The 16,828-nt window shown below is 60.8% G+C and carries 25 protein-coding genes; 8 read left to right on the top strand and 17 right to left on the bottom strand.

Annotation, left to right across the window (positions count from 1 at the left end; translation table 11 throughout):
* Nucleotides 1-196: 196 nt before the first annotated feature.
* Genes QMA15_RS12650 through tatA form a run of 3 tightly spaced genes read left to right on the top strand, consistent with a single transcriptional unit; the run spans nucleotide 197 to nucleotide 2,664 of the window.
* Nucleotides 197-1,777, top strand: coding sequence for an FAD-dependent oxidoreductase (locus QMA15_RS12650; RefSeq protein ID WP_041814722.1), 1,581 nt, complete (start codon nucleotides 197-199; stop codon nucleotides 1,775-1,777).
* A 39-nt stretch (nucleotides 1,778-1,816) separates the two neighbouring features.
* Nucleotides 1,817-2,488 carry a Rid family hydrolase gene (locus tag QMA15_RS12645; protein WP_020968713.1) on the top strand — a complete coding sequence of 224 codons (672 nt, stop codon included), beginning with the start codon at nucleotides 1,817-1,819 and terminating at the stop codon, nucleotides 2,486-2,488.
* The gene (gene tatA / locus QMA15_RS12640; protein ID WP_020906537.1) at nucleotides 2,488-2,664 is read left to right on the top strand and encodes a Sec-independent protein translocase subunit TatA; all 177 of its coding nucleotides are present in this window, start codon (nucleotides 2,488-2,490) and stop codon (nucleotides 2,662-2,664) included. Before QMA15_RS12645 ends, tatA begins: the two co-directional genes overlap by 1 nt.
* Before the next feature lie 52 nt (nucleotides 2,665-2,716).
* Here tatA and QMA15_RS12635 read toward each other — a convergent pair whose 3' ends face one another.
* The 5 genes from QMA15_RS12635 to QMA15_RS12615 all read right to left on the bottom strand — a co-directional run bounded on the left by QMA15_RS12635 (nucleotide 2,717) and on the right by QMA15_RS12615 (nucleotide 6,720).
* The gene (locus QMA15_RS12635; RefSeq protein WP_019747479.1) at nucleotides 2,717-3,331 is read right to left on the bottom strand and encodes an SAM-dependent methyltransferase; all 615 of its coding nucleotides are present in this window, start codon (nucleotides 3,329-3,331) and stop codon (nucleotides 2,717-2,719) included.
* The gene (locus QMA15_RS12630; protein ID WP_030535919.1) at nucleotides 3,328-4,086 is read right to left on the bottom strand and encodes a PIG-L family deacetylase; all 759 of its coding nucleotides are present in this window, start codon (nucleotides 4,084-4,086) and stop codon (nucleotides 3,328-3,330) included. The genes QMA15_RS12635 and QMA15_RS12630 overlap by 4 nt, the downstream gene beginning before the upstream one ends.
* Nucleotides 4,080-5,018: an acyl-CoA dehydrogenase gene (locus QMA15_RS12625; RefSeq protein ID WP_019747477.1), complete on the bottom strand. Its 939-nt coding sequence runs from the start codon at nucleotides 5,016-5,018 to the stop codon at nucleotides 4,080-4,082. Before QMA15_RS12625 ends, QMA15_RS12630 begins: the two co-directional genes overlap by 7 nt.
* Nucleotides 5,015-5,719 (bottom strand): glycosyltransferase, encoded by a 705-nt coding sequence (locus QMA15_RS12620; RefSeq protein ID WP_021343174.1) that lies wholly within the window; start codon nucleotides 5,717-5,719, stop codon nucleotides 5,015-5,017. The genes QMA15_RS12625 and QMA15_RS12620 overlap by 4 nt, the downstream gene beginning before the upstream one ends.
* 233 nt (nucleotides 5,720-5,952) lie before the next feature.
* Complete coding sequence (locus QMA15_RS12615; RefSeq protein ID WP_070385394.1) at nucleotides 5,953-6,720, bottom strand: GAF and ANTAR domain-containing protein; 768 nt, start codon at nucleotides 6,718-6,720, stop codon at nucleotides 5,953-5,955.
* 110 nt (nucleotides 6,721-6,830) lie between these two features.
* On the opposite strand from QMA15_RS12615, the gene QMA15_RS12610 reads away from it, so the two are divergent.
* Nucleotides 6,831-7,529 (top strand): HemK2/MTQ2 family protein methyltransferase, encoded by a 699-nt coding sequence (locus QMA15_RS12610; protein ID WP_019747474.1) that lies wholly within the window; start codon nucleotides 6,831-6,833, stop codon nucleotides 7,527-7,529.
* Here QMA15_RS12610 and QMA15_RS12605 read toward each other — a convergent pair.
* A complete protein-coding gene (locus QMA15_RS12605) occupies nucleotides 7,486-8,535 on the bottom strand; it encodes an iron-containing redox enzyme family protein (RefSeq protein WP_070797275.1) in 1,050 nt (349 codons plus the stop codon). The genes QMA15_RS12610 and QMA15_RS12605 overlap by 44 nt on opposite strands.
* On the opposite strand from QMA15_RS12605, the gene QMA15_RS12600 reads away from it, so the two are divergent.
* Entirely contained in the window at nucleotides 8,536-8,775 is a 240-nt protein-coding gene (locus QMA15_RS12600) for a CDGSH iron-sulfur domain-containing protein (protein ID WP_019747472.1), read from the top strand.
* 128 nt (nucleotides 8,776-8,903) lie between these two features.
* On the opposite strand, the gene QMA15_RS12595 is transcribed toward QMA15_RS12600, so the two are convergent.
* From QMA15_RS12595 to QMA15_RS12585, 3 genes are all read right to left on the bottom strand, one after another.
* Entirely contained in the window at nucleotides 8,904-9,107 is a 204-nt protein-coding gene (locus QMA15_RS12595; protein WP_003943666.1) for a cold-shock protein, read from the bottom strand.
* Between the two features lie 316 nt (nucleotides 9,108-9,423).
* A complete protein-coding gene (locus tag QMA15_RS12590; RefSeq protein ID WP_003943713.1) occupies nucleotides 9,424-10,401 on the bottom strand; it encodes a YhjD/YihY/BrkB family envelope integrity protein in 978 nt (325 codons plus the stop codon).
* Between the two features lie 86 nt (nucleotides 10,402-10,487).
* Entirely contained in the window at nucleotides 10,488-10,925 is a 438-nt protein-coding gene (locus tag QMA15_RS12585; RefSeq protein WP_019747471.1) for an STAS domain-containing protein, read from the bottom strand.
* A 317-nt stretch (nucleotides 10,926-11,242) separates the two neighbouring features.
* Between QMA15_RS12585 and QMA15_RS12580 the strand changes: the two genes are divergently transcribed.
* A complete protein-coding gene (locus tag QMA15_RS12580; protein WP_020968722.1) occupies nucleotides 11,243-11,491 on the top strand; it encodes a hypothetical protein in 249 nt (82 codons plus the stop codon).
* 15 nt (nucleotides 11,492-11,506) lie between these two features.
* Here QMA15_RS12580 and QMA15_RS12575 read toward each other — a convergent pair whose 3' ends face one another.
* Together QMA15_RS12575 and QMA15_RS12570 are read right to left on the bottom strand one after the other, a co-directional pair.
* Nucleotides 11,507-12,226, bottom strand: a complete 720-nt coding sequence (locus QMA15_RS12575; protein WP_223258034.1) for a SigB/SigF/SigG family RNA polymerase sigma factor — start codon at nucleotides 12,224-12,226, stop codon at nucleotides 11,507-11,509.
* A 95-nt stretch (nucleotides 12,227-12,321) separates the two neighbouring features.
* Complete coding sequence (locus QMA15_RS12570; RefSeq protein ID WP_019747468.1) at nucleotides 12,322-12,756, bottom strand: anti-sigma factor; 435 nt, start codon at nucleotides 12,754-12,756, stop codon at nucleotides 12,322-12,324.
* 236 nt (nucleotides 12,757-12,992) lie between these two features.
* Between QMA15_RS12570 and QMA15_RS12565 the strand changes: the two genes are divergently transcribed.
* Nucleotides 12,993-13,430 (top strand): hypothetical protein, encoded by a 438-nt coding sequence (locus QMA15_RS12565; protein WP_029254688.1) that lies wholly within the window; start codon nucleotides 12,993-12,995, stop codon nucleotides 13,428-13,430.
* Between the two features lie 9 nt (nucleotides 13,431-13,439).
* Here QMA15_RS12565 and QMA15_RS12560 read toward each other — a convergent pair whose 3' ends face one another.
* From QMA15_RS12560 to QMA15_RS12540, 5 genes are all read right to left on the bottom strand, one after another.
* Entirely contained in the window at nucleotides 13,440-13,751 is a 312-nt protein-coding gene (locus QMA15_RS12560; protein ID WP_037120154.1) for a WhiB family transcriptional regulator, read from the bottom strand.
* 190 nt (nucleotides 13,752-13,941) lie between these two features.
* Nucleotides 13,942-14,613: an ANTAR domain-containing protein gene (locus QMA15_RS12555; RefSeq protein WP_020906546.1), complete on the bottom strand. Its 672-nt coding sequence runs from the start codon at nucleotides 14,611-14,613 to the stop codon at nucleotides 13,942-13,944.
* A 48-nt stretch (nucleotides 14,614-14,661) separates the two neighbouring features.
* Complete coding sequence (locus QMA15_RS12550; protein WP_020968725.1) at nucleotides 14,662-14,796, bottom strand: hypothetical protein; 135 nt, start codon at nucleotides 14,794-14,796, stop codon at nucleotides 14,662-14,664.
* A 73-nt stretch (nucleotides 14,797-14,869) separates the two neighbouring features.
* Nucleotides 14,870-15,415, bottom strand: coding sequence for a DNA starvation/stationary phase protection protein (locus QMA15_RS12545; RefSeq protein WP_290284699.1), 546 nt, complete (start codon nucleotides 15,413-15,415; stop codon nucleotides 14,870-14,872).
* 83 nt (nucleotides 15,416-15,498) lie between these two features.
* Nucleotides 15,499-15,657, bottom strand: coding sequence for a hypothetical protein (locus QMA15_RS12540; RefSeq protein WP_003943664.1), 159 nt, complete (start codon nucleotides 15,655-15,657; stop codon nucleotides 15,499-15,501).
* Nucleotides 15,658-16,015: 358 nt separating this feature from the next.
* On the opposite strand from QMA15_RS12540, the gene QMA15_RS12535 reads away from it, so the two are divergent.
* Entirely contained in the window at nucleotides 16,016-16,318 is a 303-nt protein-coding gene (locus QMA15_RS12535) for a MerR family transcriptional regulator (protein WP_003943719.1), read from the top strand.
* 24 nt (nucleotides 16,319-16,342) lie between these two features.
* Here QMA15_RS12535 and QMA15_RS12530 read toward each other — a convergent pair whose 3' ends face one another.
* A complete protein-coding gene (locus QMA15_RS12530) occupies nucleotides 16,343-16,720 on the bottom strand; it encodes a hypothetical protein (RefSeq protein ID WP_019747463.1) in 378 nt (125 codons plus the stop codon).
* Nucleotides 16,721-16,828 lie beyond the last annotated feature (108 nt).

Here is a 16,828-nt window from a genome sequence, read left to right as displayed (position 1 = left end):
ACATGCTTCCGCTGATCGCACTCGGGTGAGAGAGCCCGATGCTGATGCTCGCAGGTTTCTCACTCGGTCCCCACTGACTGTTTCCTGCGCGTCAAGTTCCGGACCCAACGCTCCTGAAGTCTGTGTTCAACACCAACCACCCGGGTCACCGGGAGCACACTGGGGAGCTCGAATGCCATACACACGTAGATCTTTCATGCGCAGTCTGGGAATCACCGGCGGCGCCGGCCTGGCACTCGGTGCTATGTCGTCCATCGGCCTGGCGCCGGCGGTGGCATCGACGCCGAGGCGATTTCAGGCACCTGCCGCGGGTGACCTGATCGGAAAGGTCAAGGGAAATCACTCCGTCGTGATCCTCGGCGGTGGACCGTCCGGTCTGTGCTCCGCCTACGAACTGCAGAAGGCCGGATACAAGGTCACTGTCCTCGAAGCGCGCAACCGGCCGGGTGGTCGGGTGTGGTCGATCCGCAACGGCACCGAAGAAACCGACCTGAACGGTGAGACACAGACCTGTACGTTCTCGGAGGGGCACTTCTACAACCTCGGTGCGACGCGTATTCCGCAAAATCACAACACCATCGACTACTGCCGCGAACTGGGCGTCGAACTGCAGATGTTCGGAAACCAGAATGCGAACACCTTCGTCAACTACACCGGCAACAAGCCGCTGGCGAATCAGTCGATCACCTACCGAGCAGCCAAAGCCGACACCTACGGATACATGTCCGAGCTGCTGCAGAAGGCCACCAATCAGGGCGCTCTCGACCAGGTCTTGAGCAAGGAAGACAAAGAAGCACTCTCGTCCTTCCTCACCGACTTCGGTGATCTCTCCAGCGACGGCCGCTACGTCGGATCCTCGCGTCGAGGACACTCCGCCGAGCCGGGCGCCGGCCTCAACTTCGGAACCGAGATCGAACCATTCGGGATGAGCGATGTCATCCAGGGCGGCATCGGACGTGCATTCTCCTTCGAGTTCGGTTACGACCAGGCCATGACGATGATGACCCCCGTCGGCGGCATGGACCGGATCTACTACAAGTTCCAGGACGCGATCGGGATGGACAACATCGAGTTCGGCGCCGAGGTCAGCGGCATGAAGAACGTGCCGGAAGGCGTCACCGTCGACTACGTCGTCGACGGCAAAACCAAGTCGATCACCGCCGACTACGCAATCTGCACGATCCCACCGCACCTGATCAAGCGGCTGAACAACAACCTGCCCTCCGACATCCTGCTCGCGTTGGATGCAGCCAAGCCGTCGTCGTCGGGCAAGCTCGGTATCGAATACTCGCGTCGGTGGTGGGAGACGGAGGACCGCATCTACGGCGGCGCGTCGAACACCGACCGCGACATCTCCCAGATCATGTTCCCCTACGACCACTACAACTCCGACCGCGGCGTCGTGGTCGCGTACTACAGCTCGGGTAAGCGTCAACAGGCTTTCGAATCGCTCACCCACCGTCAGCGGCTGGCAAAGGCCATCGCCGAAGGCGCAGAAATCCACGGCGACAAATACACTCGCGACATCTCGTCGTCCTTCTCCGGAAGCTGGCGTCGCACCAAGTATTCGGAATCCGCCTGGGCATCATGGGCCGGCGCGGGAGATTCCCACGGCGGCATGGCAACTCCCGAGTACACCAAGCTGCTCGAACCCGTCGACCGGATCTACTTCGCCGGCGATCACCTCTCCAACGCCATCGCCTGGCAGCACGGGGCCTTCACGTCCGCGCAGGACGTCGTCACCCATCTGCATCAGCGTGTTGCGCAAACTGCCTGACGTGCTTCGTTTTCCATCACTTTCTCTGGAGGTCACATCATGAAATCTCGCAGCACCAAGGTCCTTGCAGCGGCATTCGCCGCCACCGCGCTACTGGGCTTCGCCACGGCCTGCTCGTCTGATGAGGCGGACGCCGAAACCACGTCGAGTTCGTTCGTCTCCAAATCGATTCTCGAAGCGGGGCAGGCAAACCCGATGATCGCTCAGGGTGTCGCGATCGGCGGCGACACCGCGATCTACAAGACCAGCGGCATCGGCCCGTCGGCAGGAAACAAGGCGGCGCCGGAAGGTTCGCCGGAGTCGTACATCGACGGCCAGTTCTCCGGCGGAGTTCTGCCTGCCGGGGTCACCGTCACCGAGGCGCAGGGCATCAACGTACTCAAGAAGATCCGCGACAACCTCGAAGCCCAGGGATTGAGTCTCGAAGACGTCGTGACGATGCGCGTCTTCCTGGACAACGCGCCGGGGTCGGACAAGGCTGACTACACAGGATGGAATCGCGCGTACCGCCAGTTCTTCGCCAATACCAATCTCGACACCGGTGATACGGAGCTGGTGCCGATGGGCACTGCCGAGCCGATCGCTCCGATCGAGCGCAACAGCGCTCGGCCCACCCGCTTCGCCCTCGAGGTTGCCGGACTGCCCGTTGCCGGTTGGCTCGTCGAGGTAGAGGTCGACGCGGTGTACCCCGATGGCAAGGAACCCGCCTGATGGGCGCGCTCAGCCCGACCCACTGGGCAATCGTCGCAGTAGTGCTCGTGGTGCTGTTCGGTTCGAAGAAGCTGCCCGACGCGGCCCGCGGCCTTGGCAGGTCGATGCGGATCCTCAAGACCGAAGTCGGTGAACTGCAATCGGATACGGACCTCGCGTTGGAGAAGCGAGACTGACCCCTGTGCGCGGTTGAGGAGTCCCCACACTCCTCAACCGCGCACAGGTCTTCTAGATCAGACCTTCGGAACGCGCTACCGATGGTGGTGACGGCGGACCCTTCACGAAGACATCGATCAGCACGTCCTCGTCCTGGTACGACGCGAACTGCGCCAACCCCGGTGTCTGGCGCACAGCCGAATGAACGGCGTCACCGTTCTGCGGATACTCCGGTACGACGTGACGCCAATGGGCGCACAGCAGCGTTCCACCAGGCTCGAGATGCTCGACGACGTGCAGCATTGCCTCGATCAGCTTTTCGAAGGTCAGGTAGTAGCCGACCTCGCTGATGACGACGAGGTCGAAAGTCTCGTCGGGCCAGTCGTCACCCAACGCCCACAGACGAAATTCGGCATCACGTCCGGTAAGCCGCGCACGGGCGCTCTCGAGTGCGGCCGGGACGATGTCGGTGGCGAGAACGCTGTCGCAGCGCTCTGCCAACTTCTCGGTGAGAACCCCGATCGAGCATCCTGGTTCGAATGCGCGACGGTATCGAGGTTTGGGGAGCATCGCGGCGCTGAGCGCGTACTTTCGCTGCTCGTACCACCGGGATTCGAAGTCCCACGGATCGGATTGCGCCGCATACATCTTGGCGAAGTAGTCCGCGGGAAGCTCACGATCGGTCATACGAACACCGTTTCGTACGGTCGCAGTAGTCGTTCCATCGCATGTCGGGGGAGGATGGGGGCATCCGCGGGATGGTCGGAAAGCGGGGCGATCTGTGAAGTGAACTCATTGGCAGCAGCGGATTTTGCAGCCTGAACGTCGGAGGGCAAGGCCACTCTTCTGGCCCTTTCCCACGGGACTGCTGCATGATCCGGCTCAGCCCAATGCCACGCCCAGATGGGGTACTCGATCAATCGTGATCCAGTGTCCGCGCAGGCCTTCGCCGCTGCCTCCCCGGTGGCTTCATGGTCGGGGTGGCCGTCCCCGCGCCATGTCGAGGCGCACCAGGTACCCGTCGAGGAATCACCGAGAATCGAGCTGAGACGGTCGGTCAACTCCTGTCGGTTCTCCCTGATCTTCCCGTCTGGAAGGCTCAATCGAACCGGTGCGGGAATTCCGAGTACACGCGCTGCTCGATCCGACTCGGACCGCCTGAGATGTTCCATCTCAGGCTGAGTCACTGTTGGTGAATCGGGATGTGAGGCTCCACCGTCGGTGACAGACACCACGTGAACGTCGATGCCGGAAAGCGTTGCGAGAAGAGCAGTTCCACCCAGTCCGAGTATTTCGTCGTCGGGATGGGGAGCGACGACGATCAATCGCGAGCACCCGGTGAGATCCAGTTCCGGAAAGCTGCGTCCCCACTCCTGCCATGTCGATTCGGGAGTGCCGCCATCGTCGACAGGCTTCTGCGCGAACAGTTTCGAGTTCACCACGGCCGTTTCCCCTTGGCCGCAATCCGGCCCAGTTCGGCGAGATCCTTCTCGGCGTGGCTCTGCCGCAAGTAGACGGTGAGGTCGGCTACCCGCGCGGCATGCTCGGCGTCCATGCAGAGCGGTGCGGCGCCGAGAGCGCGTCCCACCCGATCCAGGGTCTCGGTGGCGGCGCGCTCGACAATTGCCCGCACACGGAGTGCCCGCTGCATGGCCTCGGCATTTTCGTCGAAAGGATCGGCGTCGATCTCCGCCGCCGCGACTGCGAGCGCGTTGCGCGCTGCGGCCAGCGCCGCATCGACCGCGCCGAGGTGGGCGAGTAGGTAGGGATCGTCGCTGCTTGCAGCCTTGTCGTACAACGGATCTGCAACGCCGCAGGCACCGCCGTACCAACATGCAGCCACGCCTATCGCGCCGTGCCAGAACCCCGGCCTGCTCAGGTAGTCGCCTGCCGTCCCGACCGGTATCGCCGGAACCATGTCGAAGTCGACCGCGCTGGAGTCGCTTTCGGCCATACCGACGGCCTTCCACGAATCGGGAACGGGATGCACCCCAGGTAGTCCGAGCTCAACTGCGAAGAGTGAGGGTACTCCGTCGACCAAGGCGGTGATCAGTGCATGCGTGCAGGTGTTGGCACCGGAACACCACAATTTGCGGCCGGTGAGCGTCCAGATCCCTACGTGCTCAGACGCATTCACCACAGGTTCGGGTGGCTCGGCCGCCCACACTCCCCACAGCTGCCCGGGTTCGGGATCCGGCCCGTCGAGTTCGGTGAGTATCGCGACGGCATCGGTGTGAGCCTCAGCCATCCGCCCGAGAACCACATTCTCGCGCGTGAGCTCTGCCAGGGAGGTCCACCGCGCGGCTGTCGCGCCGCCGCCGGGAAGCGGCAAGTACAGTCCACCTGCGTCCAGGAGTGTGTGTAGTCGTTTCATCGTGCCAGCTCCGCTTCTTCGTTATCGGCGGTCGTACAACCCAGGTTACGGATATGTCCGGCAAAGCCGCCCGGAGTTCGGCCGTCGAGACGCGCAGACGTGGTGACCGCAATGTCTTCTGCCCACGCGATACAGGCACCAGCCTCGCTCAACCGCCGGACGAGATCGACGTCCTCGTCTTCTTCGAGATCGGAGAATCCTCCGACGCTCCAGTACATATCCGCGCGGACACCGAGGTTGGCCCCGTGGACGTGACCGTGTCGGCCATATGGATGTGCGTGGTACATACGTTCGTATCGTTCACGAACGGAGTGTGGATGGCCTTCCCAATCCGCGATGCGTACGGTTCCCGCGACGACGTCCGCAGTACGCGCATACTCCAATTGGCGCGCAATCCAGGTGGGGCCGACCACCGAATCTGCATCGGTGGTGGTGAACCACGCCGAAGCTCCCAACTCTCGGCCGAACTCGGAAAAGCCCGTCGCTCGCGAACGTCCGACGTTCTGGTGCTCGACGCGGAGTACTTCGACCCCGTCGGGGATGACACCGGCGGTTCCGTCCGAACAGTTGTCGAGGACGGCAACCAGTCGGACGGGGACAACGCAAGCCGACGCCGCTGTTGCGAGTGCGCGAAGGCAATTGGGGAGGTCTTCGGCTTCGTTGTGGGCGGGAACTACGACAAGAACCTGGTCGATTGGCACAGTGACGATCCTTTCCTCACCCTGGTACGGTCGGGTCTTCTTTCGTCCCGGTTCTCAACAGATAACCACATTTCGGACGAGTGCCGCCGCTCGACCGCCAGCAGTCACGCAGGTCGAAAACTGTTTCGGTGAAACATCTCTGGATGCGTTTGGGAACTGTGACTTCGGGGTACAAGACGGGGTTTTGCGACTGTGCTTTAAGGTGCAAAACGGGGTTTTGCACCGAAGAATCTTCAGAACCGGCGGTGGCGCACCGAATCGATGAGCATCCGGGCAACCTCGTGCAGTTTCACGTTGGTGTTCTGCGATTGCTGCACAAGACGGCTGAATGCTTCCTCGGCGTCGATGCCGTGGACGGCGATCAGGACACCTTTGGCTTGTTCGATCTCGGCCCGAGATTCCATGGCGCAGTGCAACTGTTCGATGTGCTCGTGTGCTTGACGCCAGCGTCGTGAATCTGCGATCGCCGCGCCCGCACCGGCGGTGAACAATTTCATCAACTCTTCGTCGAAGGCCTTGAACTCTGTCGAGGCGAATCCGTAGACGTTGAAAGCGCCGAGCAGTTCGGTGTTCCCTTCGCCCATGGTGATCGGCACGGACAAGTAGGACCGGACGCCTTGTTTGCGGGCTTCGTCGGTGAATTCCGGCCATTCGTCGACGTGATCACCCACCTTTGCCCGAACCGAGGACACCGTGCGCGCGGCGTCAACGCACGGACCACGATCAGCGGAGTGCTGGGCGTCATCTATCTCGGAAAGGTAGTCCGCGGTGGACGCAGCAGTTCGTGGGCCATCGGTGGACAACACCGTCACGCTGACAGCATCGGCGTCAGGCAGTGCTTTGACCGCGGTCTCGGCCAGACGTTGGAGCATGGAGTCGAGATGCTCGTCCGTGTTCAGATTGGACCGGAGTCCGGCAATCGCTTCGGCGAGTGTGTCGAGCGAATCTGCTGCGGAAGCAAACGCCGCGGCTACCTGAGGAGCGTCCGCATTGCCTGTCATGACTCAGGTCTACTCCGCAAACTGCGACGATGTAACCGTTCCGGGCAGTCGATGCTGCGATGTTCGCATGAAATCCGAGGTTCCTGGGTAGCCGCACGCAGCGATGTGCGATGTCGCCTGAAAAAGAGGAGCCGATGATGATCCTGCGTCTACCTGGTGTGTATCGACCGCAACACGACACGTCGTTACTGGCGGATGCGCTGCTGTTCGAGCACCTCACCGCTCGCAGCCGGGTCCTGGATCTGTGCACGGGGACCGGCGCCCTCGCCGTCGCGGCATCGGCGGCTGGTGCAGGCCACGTCGTCGCGGTCGACATATCTCGCCGAGCGTGCGCCAATGCTCGTCTCAACGGAATCCTCAACGGAACCTTGATCGATTCCCGTCGCGGCGACCTCACCGAGGCGGTACACGGCGAACTCTTCGATCTGGTGATCTCCAACCCGCCGTACGTCCCTGCACTGGCAGACGATCTACCTACCGCTGGAATCGAACGGGCTTGGGACGCAGGCAAGGACGGACGCGCCCTCATCGACAGGATCGCGGCCACCGTTCACGAAGTACTCGTCCCCGGCGGCACACTACTTCTTCTGCAGTCGGTACTGTGTGGGGTCGACAAGACCGAGGCGATACTCGAGGAACACGGTATGGCCGTGGAGATTTCGGCCCGGAAGTACATTCCCTTCGGGCCCGTGATGCGCGAGAGGCGCACCATGCTCGAGGCACGAGGGTTGATCACCACCGGTCAGGAAATCGAACAACTCGTGATCATTCGCGCAACGAAGTCTCGCCCTTCTCCCAACTCGATGTGAGGTGATCGCCGAGAAGGTCGTCGAACGCGAGGCATGTTGCAGCGCCGAACAAGATGTCATCGGTGCGGTGCGGCTGCGAAGAAGCAAGACCGCCGGCAAGTTCCCGAACGGCGATCTGTTCGTGAACGGAATCCGCTTCCACGTGCTCGTCGTAGAACAGTGTCGCGTCCGAACCGAATCCGAGTCGGCGCAAGCCGGCACTGTACCGTTTGCTCGGCAGCGCCGACGTGGTCTCGACGGCGCACAGGTGCCCGACCAGCGCTCCGAGATGTCGGCGATGAAAACCGAAGAGCGAGAGAGCATTCAACGACGCCAAGGTTACCGCGGGAACAGCGTCGATGTAGTGGCCGTAGCGGTCCGAAAGGCCGACAGCCCGCATGGTGTCGGCAAAAAGACGCGAATGCATTCGCTCTGCGCTGCCCCCTCCGTACTCGTCGCTCTGCACTTCGACGAGGGCTGCTTTGACGGCACCGGAGAGGCGCGAAATTCCAAGGGTGTGCACATCCGCTTCACGCAGCTGATTGAGCGAACGGTGAATCAGCACCTCCGCGAACTGATCGATTGTGGCGTCCTTCGCCATAAAGGACGCCAGACCGGGGCCTGCACTGGGAGCCGTCATCGCCCACAAATCGGCTACGACGTCACCGGACGACGGAACCTTTCCCACGAGTTCCACGATGGCGGCCTCGAAATTCGTCTCGAGACGCGACCTCGCCGCGAGCAGGTCCAGATTCCACTCCCACGCGTCCGAGACGTTCTCGATTCCCTGCAAATGAAGCTCGTAGAGGAGCGTCAGAGTCAACTGAGCGTCGTCGTCTCGAAGAATGTCGTAGGTGGGGTCGATGGACCGTGCAACCTCGTACGCGTCAGCGGCAGCCGTAAGCTCCCTCGGATCGGCCGAGGAGCGCAGAATGGAAACGAGAGTGGCGCTCAATGGGCCGCGAGCCTGTGGAACAGGCATGGAAGTGGGCACGCCAGTGGCCGAATCGAGAAGTGAAGAGGACATATGACCGCGTTTCCCGAATCGTCATCTGCCGAAACACCGAGTGTTGCCGGTAACAACACCACCATAACCGCCTGCTCGGACGGCCCGCTGCTGGTGCGTGGTGACTTCGAGTTGCTCCGTGACGACGGCACTCCGATAGAGAACAAGCGCTCTACGGTTGCTTTGTGTCGATGCGGGCGGACCGGCATCGCGCCGTTCTGCGACAGCTCCCACAAGAAGAAGCGGGCGCGAGCGACGTAACCGGGGCCAACTCGGAACGAGCCGGACCCGTAAACCAAGACGGCCCTGAAACCAAGAAAAGGCTGGATGCCGGCACCGTGCGGTGCAGCGTCCAGCCTTTTCAGTCTGAAGTCAGACTGGGATCGAACTCAGATGGCGCGAACGTTCTGAGCCTGGGGGCCCTTCTGGCCCTGTCCGATCTCGAACTCGACCTTCTGGCCCTCGTCGAGGGACTTGTAGCCGCTGCCCTGGATCTCCGAGTAGTGAACGAACACATCCGGTCCGCCACCTTCCTGCTCGATGAATCCGAAGCCCTTTTCACCGTTGAACCACTTGACACTGCCCTGAGCCATAACCAAATTCTCCTGGATCCATCGAGCCGAGCCCTCCCATCGAGAGTCCGGTCTCACACCTGATCCTGCCATGCTCTTCTTTTTCTGTCTCCAATTACATGCATGGCGAGTTGCAGTATTTGACGGGTTTGTCCCGTTCCTGGACCCCGTCGGAAGCAGGTGATTGTTCAACTATGCACGTTTACCTGCTGTGATGTATTCGTCGCTTCGATGTAGCGCGAAATGACAACACCTGTGTTAAATCTGGATTCGCGGCGCAGAATGCCACCCTGATACCCAGGAGGGGACCAAATACCCAACTCGATCGGGGTCGAGATCAGTCCGAATCGTCGGGTTTGGTGTGCCCGTCGAACGTCACATGGATGTTCTCGTGGGGAACCGCGCGTTGGGCTTTTGCTTGATCGGCGAAGGTACGCCGATCGCCTTCGATGAGTTCGGTGTTGTCGGTGAACGGAGCCAACAACGCCCGCGGATGGAGTTTGTCGACTCGCACGACGTTGATTTCCGCGCACATGACGATCGAGGCGGCAGCGAGGAACAAGAAGGCCAACAAACCCAGAACGATGGCAAAGACGCCATTGGTGGTGGAGGCACCCCGCACCACGGAGGTCACGTAGAGGGCACCGAAGGACTGAAGTGCTTGCCAGAGAACAGCAGCGGCGATCGCTCCAGGCGCCACATCGGCTACCGAGAGCGGGCGGGCGCAGGTGAGCCGGAAAGCGACGATGAAGATGCCTGCATTCAAGACGACTACCGCAAGGGTCAACAGGAAGCTGAACGAACCGCCCAGATGAAGCGCACCGCCGATGTTGGAGACAGCGGTGGTCCCCAAGATCGCGAGACCGATGGTGCCCAGGAGCAGTAACCCTTGAAGACGCCCGCGGATGGGATCCGGTCGCATGTTTCGGGGCACCGACCACACCGTGTTCATCGCATTCTGGCAAGCCAGAGCGACACCGAGGCCACCGTAGAGACCACCGACGATTCCGATCACCAGCCCTGTGACACCGCCGCCGATCTGTTGCGCATTGCCCAGATCGTCACCGATCACCGGAAACTGATGCAGAGCGGAGTCCAAGATTTGTTGCTGAAGCTCGGGGTTGCCAGAGAGCACGAAGCCGAGAATGGTCGAGAGCAACAGAAGAAGAGGGAAGAGTGAGACGAAGCCGTAGTACGCGATCAGCGCGGCGAGATAAACACCTTGATCGTCGAGGAACTTGTAGAGGACCGCTATCGGGAACCCCAGGGCCGGATGCTTCTGTTGCAAGGCATCGAGGCGCTTGGCGATTGTCATTCTCGGTCTCTCTCAGCTCGTCGGACAGCCCGACGAACCTTAGTCGCTGCGAGCGCGCGGCGCTCGACGCCGGTGCAGGCTTGGCGTCAGGAGGCTTCGAGTGACTTTTCTGCTTCGGCGAGCGCGCGCATTGCTCCCTCGACAGAGTTGGTGACCGGAAATTCCTCTTCCGCCCGTGCGGCCCGAAGCAAGCGTCGAAGCGGGTGTGACCCGATGACGGACCACTGGAAGTCGTGCGCTCGTGAACGGGAGTTCAGTTCGGCGAACAGTTCGAGGCAGACCGCACCGACGAACAGTGAGTTGGACAGGTCGAGAATGACGCGGGACCACTCCGCAGCGTACGAGTTGAGAAGTTCTCTCAGTTCTGGGGCGGACAGTTTATCGAGGTCGACGTCGACCTGGATCAGGACTGTCGAGGGCGTTATCCGCCAGGCTGCGAAGCCTTGTGTGTCCACGATCGGACCCAATTGTGTTGAGGGATCGACGAAATCGATCGCTGTGTGGTCGAGTTCATTCAGATTCATGGCAGATCCGGTCTGTGTGCTTTTCGTCGAAAGGCTGACGACCGACCTGGCGGCACGGAAAGTGGAAGAGTCCAGGTGTGGAAAGCATTGAGCCCAATGGATGTACGCAGGAAGTTGTGACCTGAATCCAGAGTCCTGATGCGAACCGAGCGCCAGCGGCTTCAGCCCCGGCTGTATTCTCAACCTCGGTATCGCTCAGTGTAGCTCGAGGGCTTGGATCGGTCCAGGCTTGTAGTCGAACATTAAGCGGTGCAATGTTTTTGGCTCGACACTTCGGTATGGTTGGGGATCAGCGCCACCTGACGAAGGGATTTCAGATGAACGACCGCGATGCACTCACGGCCATCTCGACCAAGCTCGACACACTGATCGGCGCGGAGACCAACGGTCTGCAGGACGAGGTTCCGCCCGGTTCCAGTGTTCAGCGCACCGAGCAGGACGGCGAGCACGGCCGGTGGGGGCACGATTACCGTCTCGCCAACAAGTATCTCGAGGCTCTCGACATCGGCCAGCCCGGGCTCATTGACCGAGACGAGATGGAACGTCTTGCGCAGGAATACATCTGATCCTGGGGACCTACTTCAGAAGATTTCACCCATCTCGGTGCGCAGCTGCTTCAGTGTCTGAGTGAGGATTCTGGATACATGCATCTGAGAGATGCCGATCTTTTCGGCAATCTGGGACTGGGTGAGATGACCGAAGAATCTGAGAACCACGATCGTGCGCTCGCGCTCCGGTAGTGCAAGGAGCGCGGGTCGCAGGGTTTCGTGATTGTCGATCCGACTGATCGCTTCGTCGTACTGTCCCAAAGTATCGATCAGAGTCAGTCCGCTCCCGTCGCCGGCTGACGCGGTGTCGAGCGGTGTGGTTCGATACGAATTTCCGGCGGTCAACCCCTGTTCGACCTCGTCCGGCTCGATGTCGAGCTCCGTCGCAAGTTCCGCTACCGTCGGTGCACGGCCGAGCGTCTGCGACAACGACGTGAGCGCCCGGTTGAGGGCAAGATGTCGTTCCTGAAGGCTGCGAGGTACGCGTACGGACCAGCCGTGATCGCGAAAATGCTTGCGTACCTCACCCATTACGGTGGGGACTGCGAACGACAGGAAATCCGATCCTTTGTCTACGTCGAATCGCTGCACAGCCTGTACCAACCCCACGCGCGCAACTTGTTCCAAGTCCTCGAAAGGTTGGCCGCGCCCCTGGTAGCGACGTGCAACGTGGGTGGCGAGCGGTAGGCACAGTTCGATGATCGAGTTGGTGATCTTTTCTCGGGTCGGATCATCCGGTGGAAGCGAAGCCATCGAGACGAACAATTCGACAGCTAGTTCGTACTGGTCCTTCTTGTCCGGTGGTACAGCCTTGCCCGGTGGGACAGTATCGTCCGGTGGGACAGCGGTCACGCACGCTCCTGGAGCAAGCCCTTTTCAAGCGTCATCGTCAGGGTGATGTGACCGTCCGCGTCGATTTCCGATTGCTCCAAACGGACCGAGTCGACCAGTGCTTCGAGAACGAACCATCCGAAGCTGTGGGACTTGTCGGGTATTTCGGAGTGTGCGATCACCGACACGACGATCCGAAGAGTGCGACCGTAGGTCTCGAATCGGCAGGTCAAGTCGCTGGACGGTATCGCATGGCCGATGAGGATGCTCGCGACTTCGTCCATCGCCAGAGCAAGGTCGGCTGTCCCGTCGACGTCCAATCCGGTGTTGTTGGCAACCGTGCGGGTGATTCCGCGCAGAGTCGGCAGTTGGGAGTACGACGCTCGGACGCGGAGCGAGGCAATGGAGTCGTGAGTAAGTTCGGCTTCGGTCGGACTCGACAGAGGAATCAAGGGGCTTCCTGTAGGTAGATGTGGCGTAATTCCGGCGGACCGAGGCAAGGAACGGTACCGGCCATGCGTGCCAGCCATCTCTACCCCGGAAGTATTCATGGCCTTCGATTACCCTTCGCCCGGCGAAGTAATCCTCTTTACCCGAACTAGAGGATGAATTGTGAGACACATCACCTGTGGTGCGCTCGTACCGAATCCCATCTTTCATTTGTGACCCGTTCGGGTACGTCCGTTTCATGGGCACTCAGGCGGACAGGCAGATCCCCGTACACGCACGACCGGAAGGCGTCACGGACGACGAGGTGAAGGCAGCGGGGGTGTTGTCGAACGCCCTCGAAACGGTGGAGCGGGCGCGAGGCGCTCTGTACGACTTCCATCAGCTGATCGGACATGCAGATCTGATGCTCGACGAGGTCGTAGAGCTACTGCGAACCAGCGGTAACGACGAGCTGGCCGATCAGGTCGAGAAAGAGTTGATGGGCCGGAACGTGGTCGAAGGGCGCTGGACCTTCCAGCTGGTCGAGGAGTTCGACGAGAACTACTGGTCCTTCTTTCGCGAATGCGAACAGGTGGTGCGTGACAAGCTGGCCGGTGGAGTGCCGCACCTCTTCGAAGCCGAGATGAAGGAGCGACGCCGCACGCACGGTTTACGGCATCACGAGGCCAGGCCTTGAGGTTGCCACCTACTCCGGTGAGTTCGCAGCGGCACTGATCAGTGGTTCAGTTCGACCTTTACGCAACGATTCTCGTTCGGTCGCGGTCATGCCGCCCCAGATACCGTGGGGTTCCCCGGTCTGGATGGCGTGCACGAGGCATCTCTGAACGACAGGACACCTGGCGCACACCAGCTTCGCCGAACTCTCGCGTTTCGCTCGCCTGGAGCCGCGCTCGTTCGTGTCGTCGTAGAACAGGGCGGGGTCGGTGTCGCGGCAGGTGCCGGACAGCTGCCAATCCCACTCGTCGGCAAGGGGCCTGGGAGATGTGTAGGAGCGCATGAACATGGACGTTCCCTTCGCTGCGTGACGAACTCGACTCGGATCGGGGATCCGGGTCGGGTGTTAAGGCAAAGCTCGGTCCCGCCGGCCTGAACCGGCGGGACCTTCGAGGCTCCTCCCTCGAGGGGAAGATTTCGGGGGTACCTCTGGTCGGTCATTACCCAGCCGTACAACCTTTGAATCCCGGTCGTCAGGAATTCTTTTGATCGACGGCACGTCTCTCTGCTGCGGCGACAAGACCACCGGCGATGTCGCGCAACTTGACGTTCCATTCCTGCGACATCTCGACCAGAAGGTCGAAGGCTTGGTCGGCCGAGCACTCGCGCTCGGCCATCAGCAATCCCTTGGCCTGCTCGATCACGGGCCGAGAATCCAAAGCTCTTCTCAGTTCGTCGTTTTCCGCGCGAAGGCGGGTGAGGACGTCTGACGCTGAACTGGACTGCTGAGCCTGGGGTCGTTGAACCTCGTACACACGATGAAGCACTCCGATCACCCTGCCGTCATCATCGGTGACGGCGGAATTGACCGTATTCCAATAGCGCGTGACAAACAGCCCACTACCTCGCTCATCGCGCACGTCGTAACGCTGAGTCGGCAGTGCGTCCCGAGTTCTGGAGTGCATCGTGCGCTCGAATGACGCTGTCAACGAGAAGATTCCGTCGGCAAACGAGTCGTCGGGATTGTCGGGGAAGGCTTCGAACACTTCCACTCCGTGCAACTGATCGAGGCTGCGGCCGGACACGGCAAGGTATTCGTCGTTTGCGCCCTGGATACGGAAATCGCTGTCCACGAGCAGAAGAGAAGAAGTGCTTGCCGCAAATCGATCGCTTCGAACGATCGAGCGGAGAGTGCTCGAACTCATGATTGTGTCGTTTCTGTCCTGTCTTCGACGGCTGCGGCCCCTGATATTTCAGAAGTAATTGATCGCGAGAACTCCAAGGGCGGTGCCTGCCACGATCGATCCGAACAACAAACGCTGTTGCAACACGAACATCTGATACTCGCGACGCGTTTGTGCCGACGTGCCGCGCGAGTCCGCAGACATGCTCTTGCCCTTTCCTGTTGTGGGGATCGCGATTTCGGCCGACCCCCGATCGGCCGAAATCGCGGACGGAGCGTCAGTTCTGACGCGCCTCGTTTGCGGCATCCTGCTCGGTGGACGCGCCTTCGTGTACGAGGCTGCCGCCGGAGTTCTTGAGGTGCGCACGAACGAACCACTGGAACTTCTCCAACTGTGCCGTTTGGCCGATCAGCATGTCTTCTGTGATCGGATCGATCTTGCCGACGTTGTCGATTGCAGTGCGGCTGTCGGTGATGACCCCGGTGTAGACGAGGTCGAGCGCAGCCAGATGGGCGCGAGCGTCGTCGCGGCCGACGGAGTAGTCGTCCCAAGTCCGATCGCGCTCGATCGCTCCCGCTGTGCCCTTGGGGGAGTTGCCCAGTGCCGCGATACGTTCCGCCACATCATCGGCGTAGCCGCGAACCAGCTCCACCTGTGGGTCGATCATCTCGTGCACGCCAATGAAGTTGGGTCCGACGACGTTCCAGTGGACGTGCTTGAGCGTCAGATGAAGGTCGTTGTAGGCGCTGAGGCGTTCCTGCAGAATATCGGCGACGGACGAACCGTCTGCGCTGCTCAGTCCCGGTACGGTGAACTCGGACATATGTTTTCCTCTCGTCTTGATGGGGATCGCCCGCGAACGGGCGGTCTCGCGCCATCGTCAATCGGATCGCGTGTCGGTCAGGTTCAGTGCGCGAGTGCTACTGGCTCCTCTGTCACCGGGTCGCCGTACATCATCGCGATTCGGCGCTTGACCTCTTCGGTTGTCAAAGTCGCGCTTGCAACAGTGATTCCGATGCCGGTGGTGCTCTCGCCCTGTGTGGGCGGGATGTCGATCGTCGTCATCTTGCTCCCGGTGAAGAGTGTGCCGTGAGGGAGTCGGCTGAACCACCGACTCCGACGTCTGGGTGTTCTACACCTTCGAGTGCCGGTTATGGCGCTTTCAAGTGCTACAAAATCTATATCAGCCGATGTAGATAATTGGCAAGGCTACTTCGATTCGACGGCTAAGGGAAGCTCCCTGTGCGATCTTGCCGAAATCGGCTTTGATCTGCCATTACATGCCTTCTCGGCTCGACGATTTTTGTCATGAGTGGCCCTGGACACGCTTGAATCTATGTCCTGGGCGTCAGATTCACTGCGTGATGATGCTAAGGTCGGATGACGCCGATTGAGACAGCCGACACCGAACTAGGAGGTTCCAGTGACGTCGGAATCCCAGACCCGGGCGCTGCGCGGCGTATACGGGATCTCAGTGATGTCAGAACTGTCCGGGGTAGGACCTCAGACGCTGCGCCTTTACGAGCGAAGGGGCCTGCTCACACCAACCCGCACGGATGGCGGTACACGCCGGTACAGCGAGGCCGACCTGGATACGCTCGGACGAATCACCGCGCTGATCGACGACGGAGTCAATCTGGTCGGTATCCGTCTGATTCTGTCCCTGGAGGCCGAAAATGCAGTCTTGGCGGCTCGAATCAGCCAGTTGACCGCCGAGGGTGACTAGTAGCGTTGCTCCATACGATGCCGTTCAGGATGGAGTTTCGGTGCGGGTAGGGTCGCCGAAGTCCGCGTCGGCGGAGATCTTGTTGCCTGCCGCTTCGATCTGTTCGAGCGCGGCGTCCAAAGCATCGACCAACCATTGATGCGACGCTTCCGCGAGGAGGCGATCCGGTGTGTCGGTGTTTTCGGATTGGAAGAACCGCACCAGCCACGATTCTCCGTTGTCGGGTCGATCGGAGAGTCCGGCCGCGGTATTGGTCGCCAGAAGATAACGGTTGTATTCGAGATCGACACGAATGGCGTACTCGCCGAACAGGTTCACCACATTGGCCGGCCGATGAGTAGCAGCAGCGAGCGCGATGAGAGCGTCGTTGTAGGTTTCGGAGTATTTCACCGTGAGGGGCATGGTCGGCCTGTCTTTCTGGGCCGATGCAGCATTGCACGGCTATGTTGAGGAGATCAGTTCGCAGCCGCTGCTTGACGATGAACTGAAACCAATCCTAGCTCGAGTCTC

Source organism: Rhodococcus sp. APC 3903, from assembly GCF_030407755.1.
GTDB lineage: Bacteria > Actinomycetota > Actinomycetes > Mycobacteriales > Mycobacteriaceae > Rhodococcus_F > Rhodococcus_F erythropolis.
Note: the sequence above shows the minus strand (reverse complement) of the source record. Positions and strands in the feature narration are given on the sequence as shown.

Coding starts and splice junctions, on each gene's coding strand:
- QMA15_RS12600 (WP_019747472.1), top strand. CDS start 8,536: ATGACCGCGTTTCCCGAATCGTCATCTGCCGAAACACCGAGTGTTGCC.
- QMA15_RS12530 (WP_019747463.1), bottom strand. CDS start 16,720: ATGCCCCTCACGGTGAAATACTCCGAAACCTACAACGACGCTCTCATC.
- QMA15_RS12615 (WP_070385394.1), bottom strand. CDS start 6,720: ATGACAGGCAATGCGGACGCTCCTCAGGTAGCCGCGGCGTTTGCTTCC.
- QMA15_RS12550 (WP_020968725.1), bottom strand. CDS start 14,796: ATGTCTGCGGACTCGCGCGGCACGTCGGCACAAACGCGTCGCGAGTAT.
- QMA15_RS12650 (WP_041814722.1), top strand. CDS start 197: ATGCGCAGTCTGGGAATCACCGGCGGCGCCGGCCTGGCACTCGGTGCT.
- QMA15_RS12625 (WP_019747477.1), bottom strand. CDS start 5,018: ATGAAACGACTACACACACTCCTGGACGCAGGTGGACTGTACTTGCCG.
- QMA15_RS12575 (WP_223258034.1), bottom strand. CDS start 12,226: ATGGCTTCGCTTCCACCGGATGATCCGACCCGAGAAAAGATCACCAAC.
- tatA (WP_020906537.1), top strand. CDS start 2,488: ATGGGCGCGCTCAGCCCGACCCACTGGGCAATCGTCGCAGTAGTGCTC.
- QMA15_RS12555 (WP_020906546.1), bottom strand. CDS start 14,613: ATGAGTTCGAGCACTCTCCGCTCGATCGTTCGAAGCGATCGATTTGCG.
- QMA15_RS12565 (WP_029254688.1), top strand. CDS start 12,993: ATGGGCACTCAGGCGGACAGGCAGATCCCCGTACACGCACGACCGGAA.
- QMA15_RS12645 (WP_020968713.1), top strand. CDS start 1,817: ATGAAATCTCGCAGCACCAAGGTCCTTGCAGCGGCATTCGCCGCCACC.
- QMA15_RS12635 (WP_019747479.1), bottom strand. CDS start 3,331: ATGACCGATCGTGAGCTTCCCGCGGACTACTTCGCCAAGATGTATGCG.
- QMA15_RS12590 (WP_003943713.1), bottom strand. CDS start 10,401: ATGACAATCGCCAAGCGCCTCGATGCCTTGCAACAGAAGCATCCGGCC.
- QMA15_RS12610 (WP_019747474.1), top strand. CDS start 6,831: ATGTCGCCTGAAAAAGAGGAGCCGATGATGATCCTGCGTCTACCTGGT.
- QMA15_RS12595 (WP_003943666.1), bottom strand. CDS start 9,107: ATGGCTCAGGGCAGTGTCAAGTGGTTCAACGGTGAAAAGGGCTTCGGA.
- QMA15_RS12605 (WP_070797275.1), bottom strand. CDS start 8,535: ATGTCCTCTTCACTTCTCGATTCGGCCACTGGCGTGCCCACTTCCATG.
- QMA15_RS12580 (WP_020968722.1), top strand. CDS start 11,243: ATGAACGACCGCGATGCACTCACGGCCATCTCGACCAAGCTCGACACA.
- QMA15_RS12545 (WP_290284699.1), bottom strand. CDS start 15,415: ATGTCCGAGTTCACCGTACCGGGACTGAGCAGCGCAGACGGTTCGTCC.
- QMA15_RS12585 (WP_019747471.1), bottom strand. CDS start 10,925: ATGAATCTGAATGAACTCGACCACACAGCGATCGATTTCGTCGATCCC.
- QMA15_RS12560 (WP_037120154.1), bottom strand. CDS start 13,751: ATGCGCTCCTACACATCTCCCAGGCCCCTTGCCGACGAGTGGGATTGG.
- QMA15_RS12540 (WP_003943664.1), bottom strand. CDS start 15,657: ATGACGACGATCGACATCCCGCCCACACAGGGCGAGAGCACCACCGGC.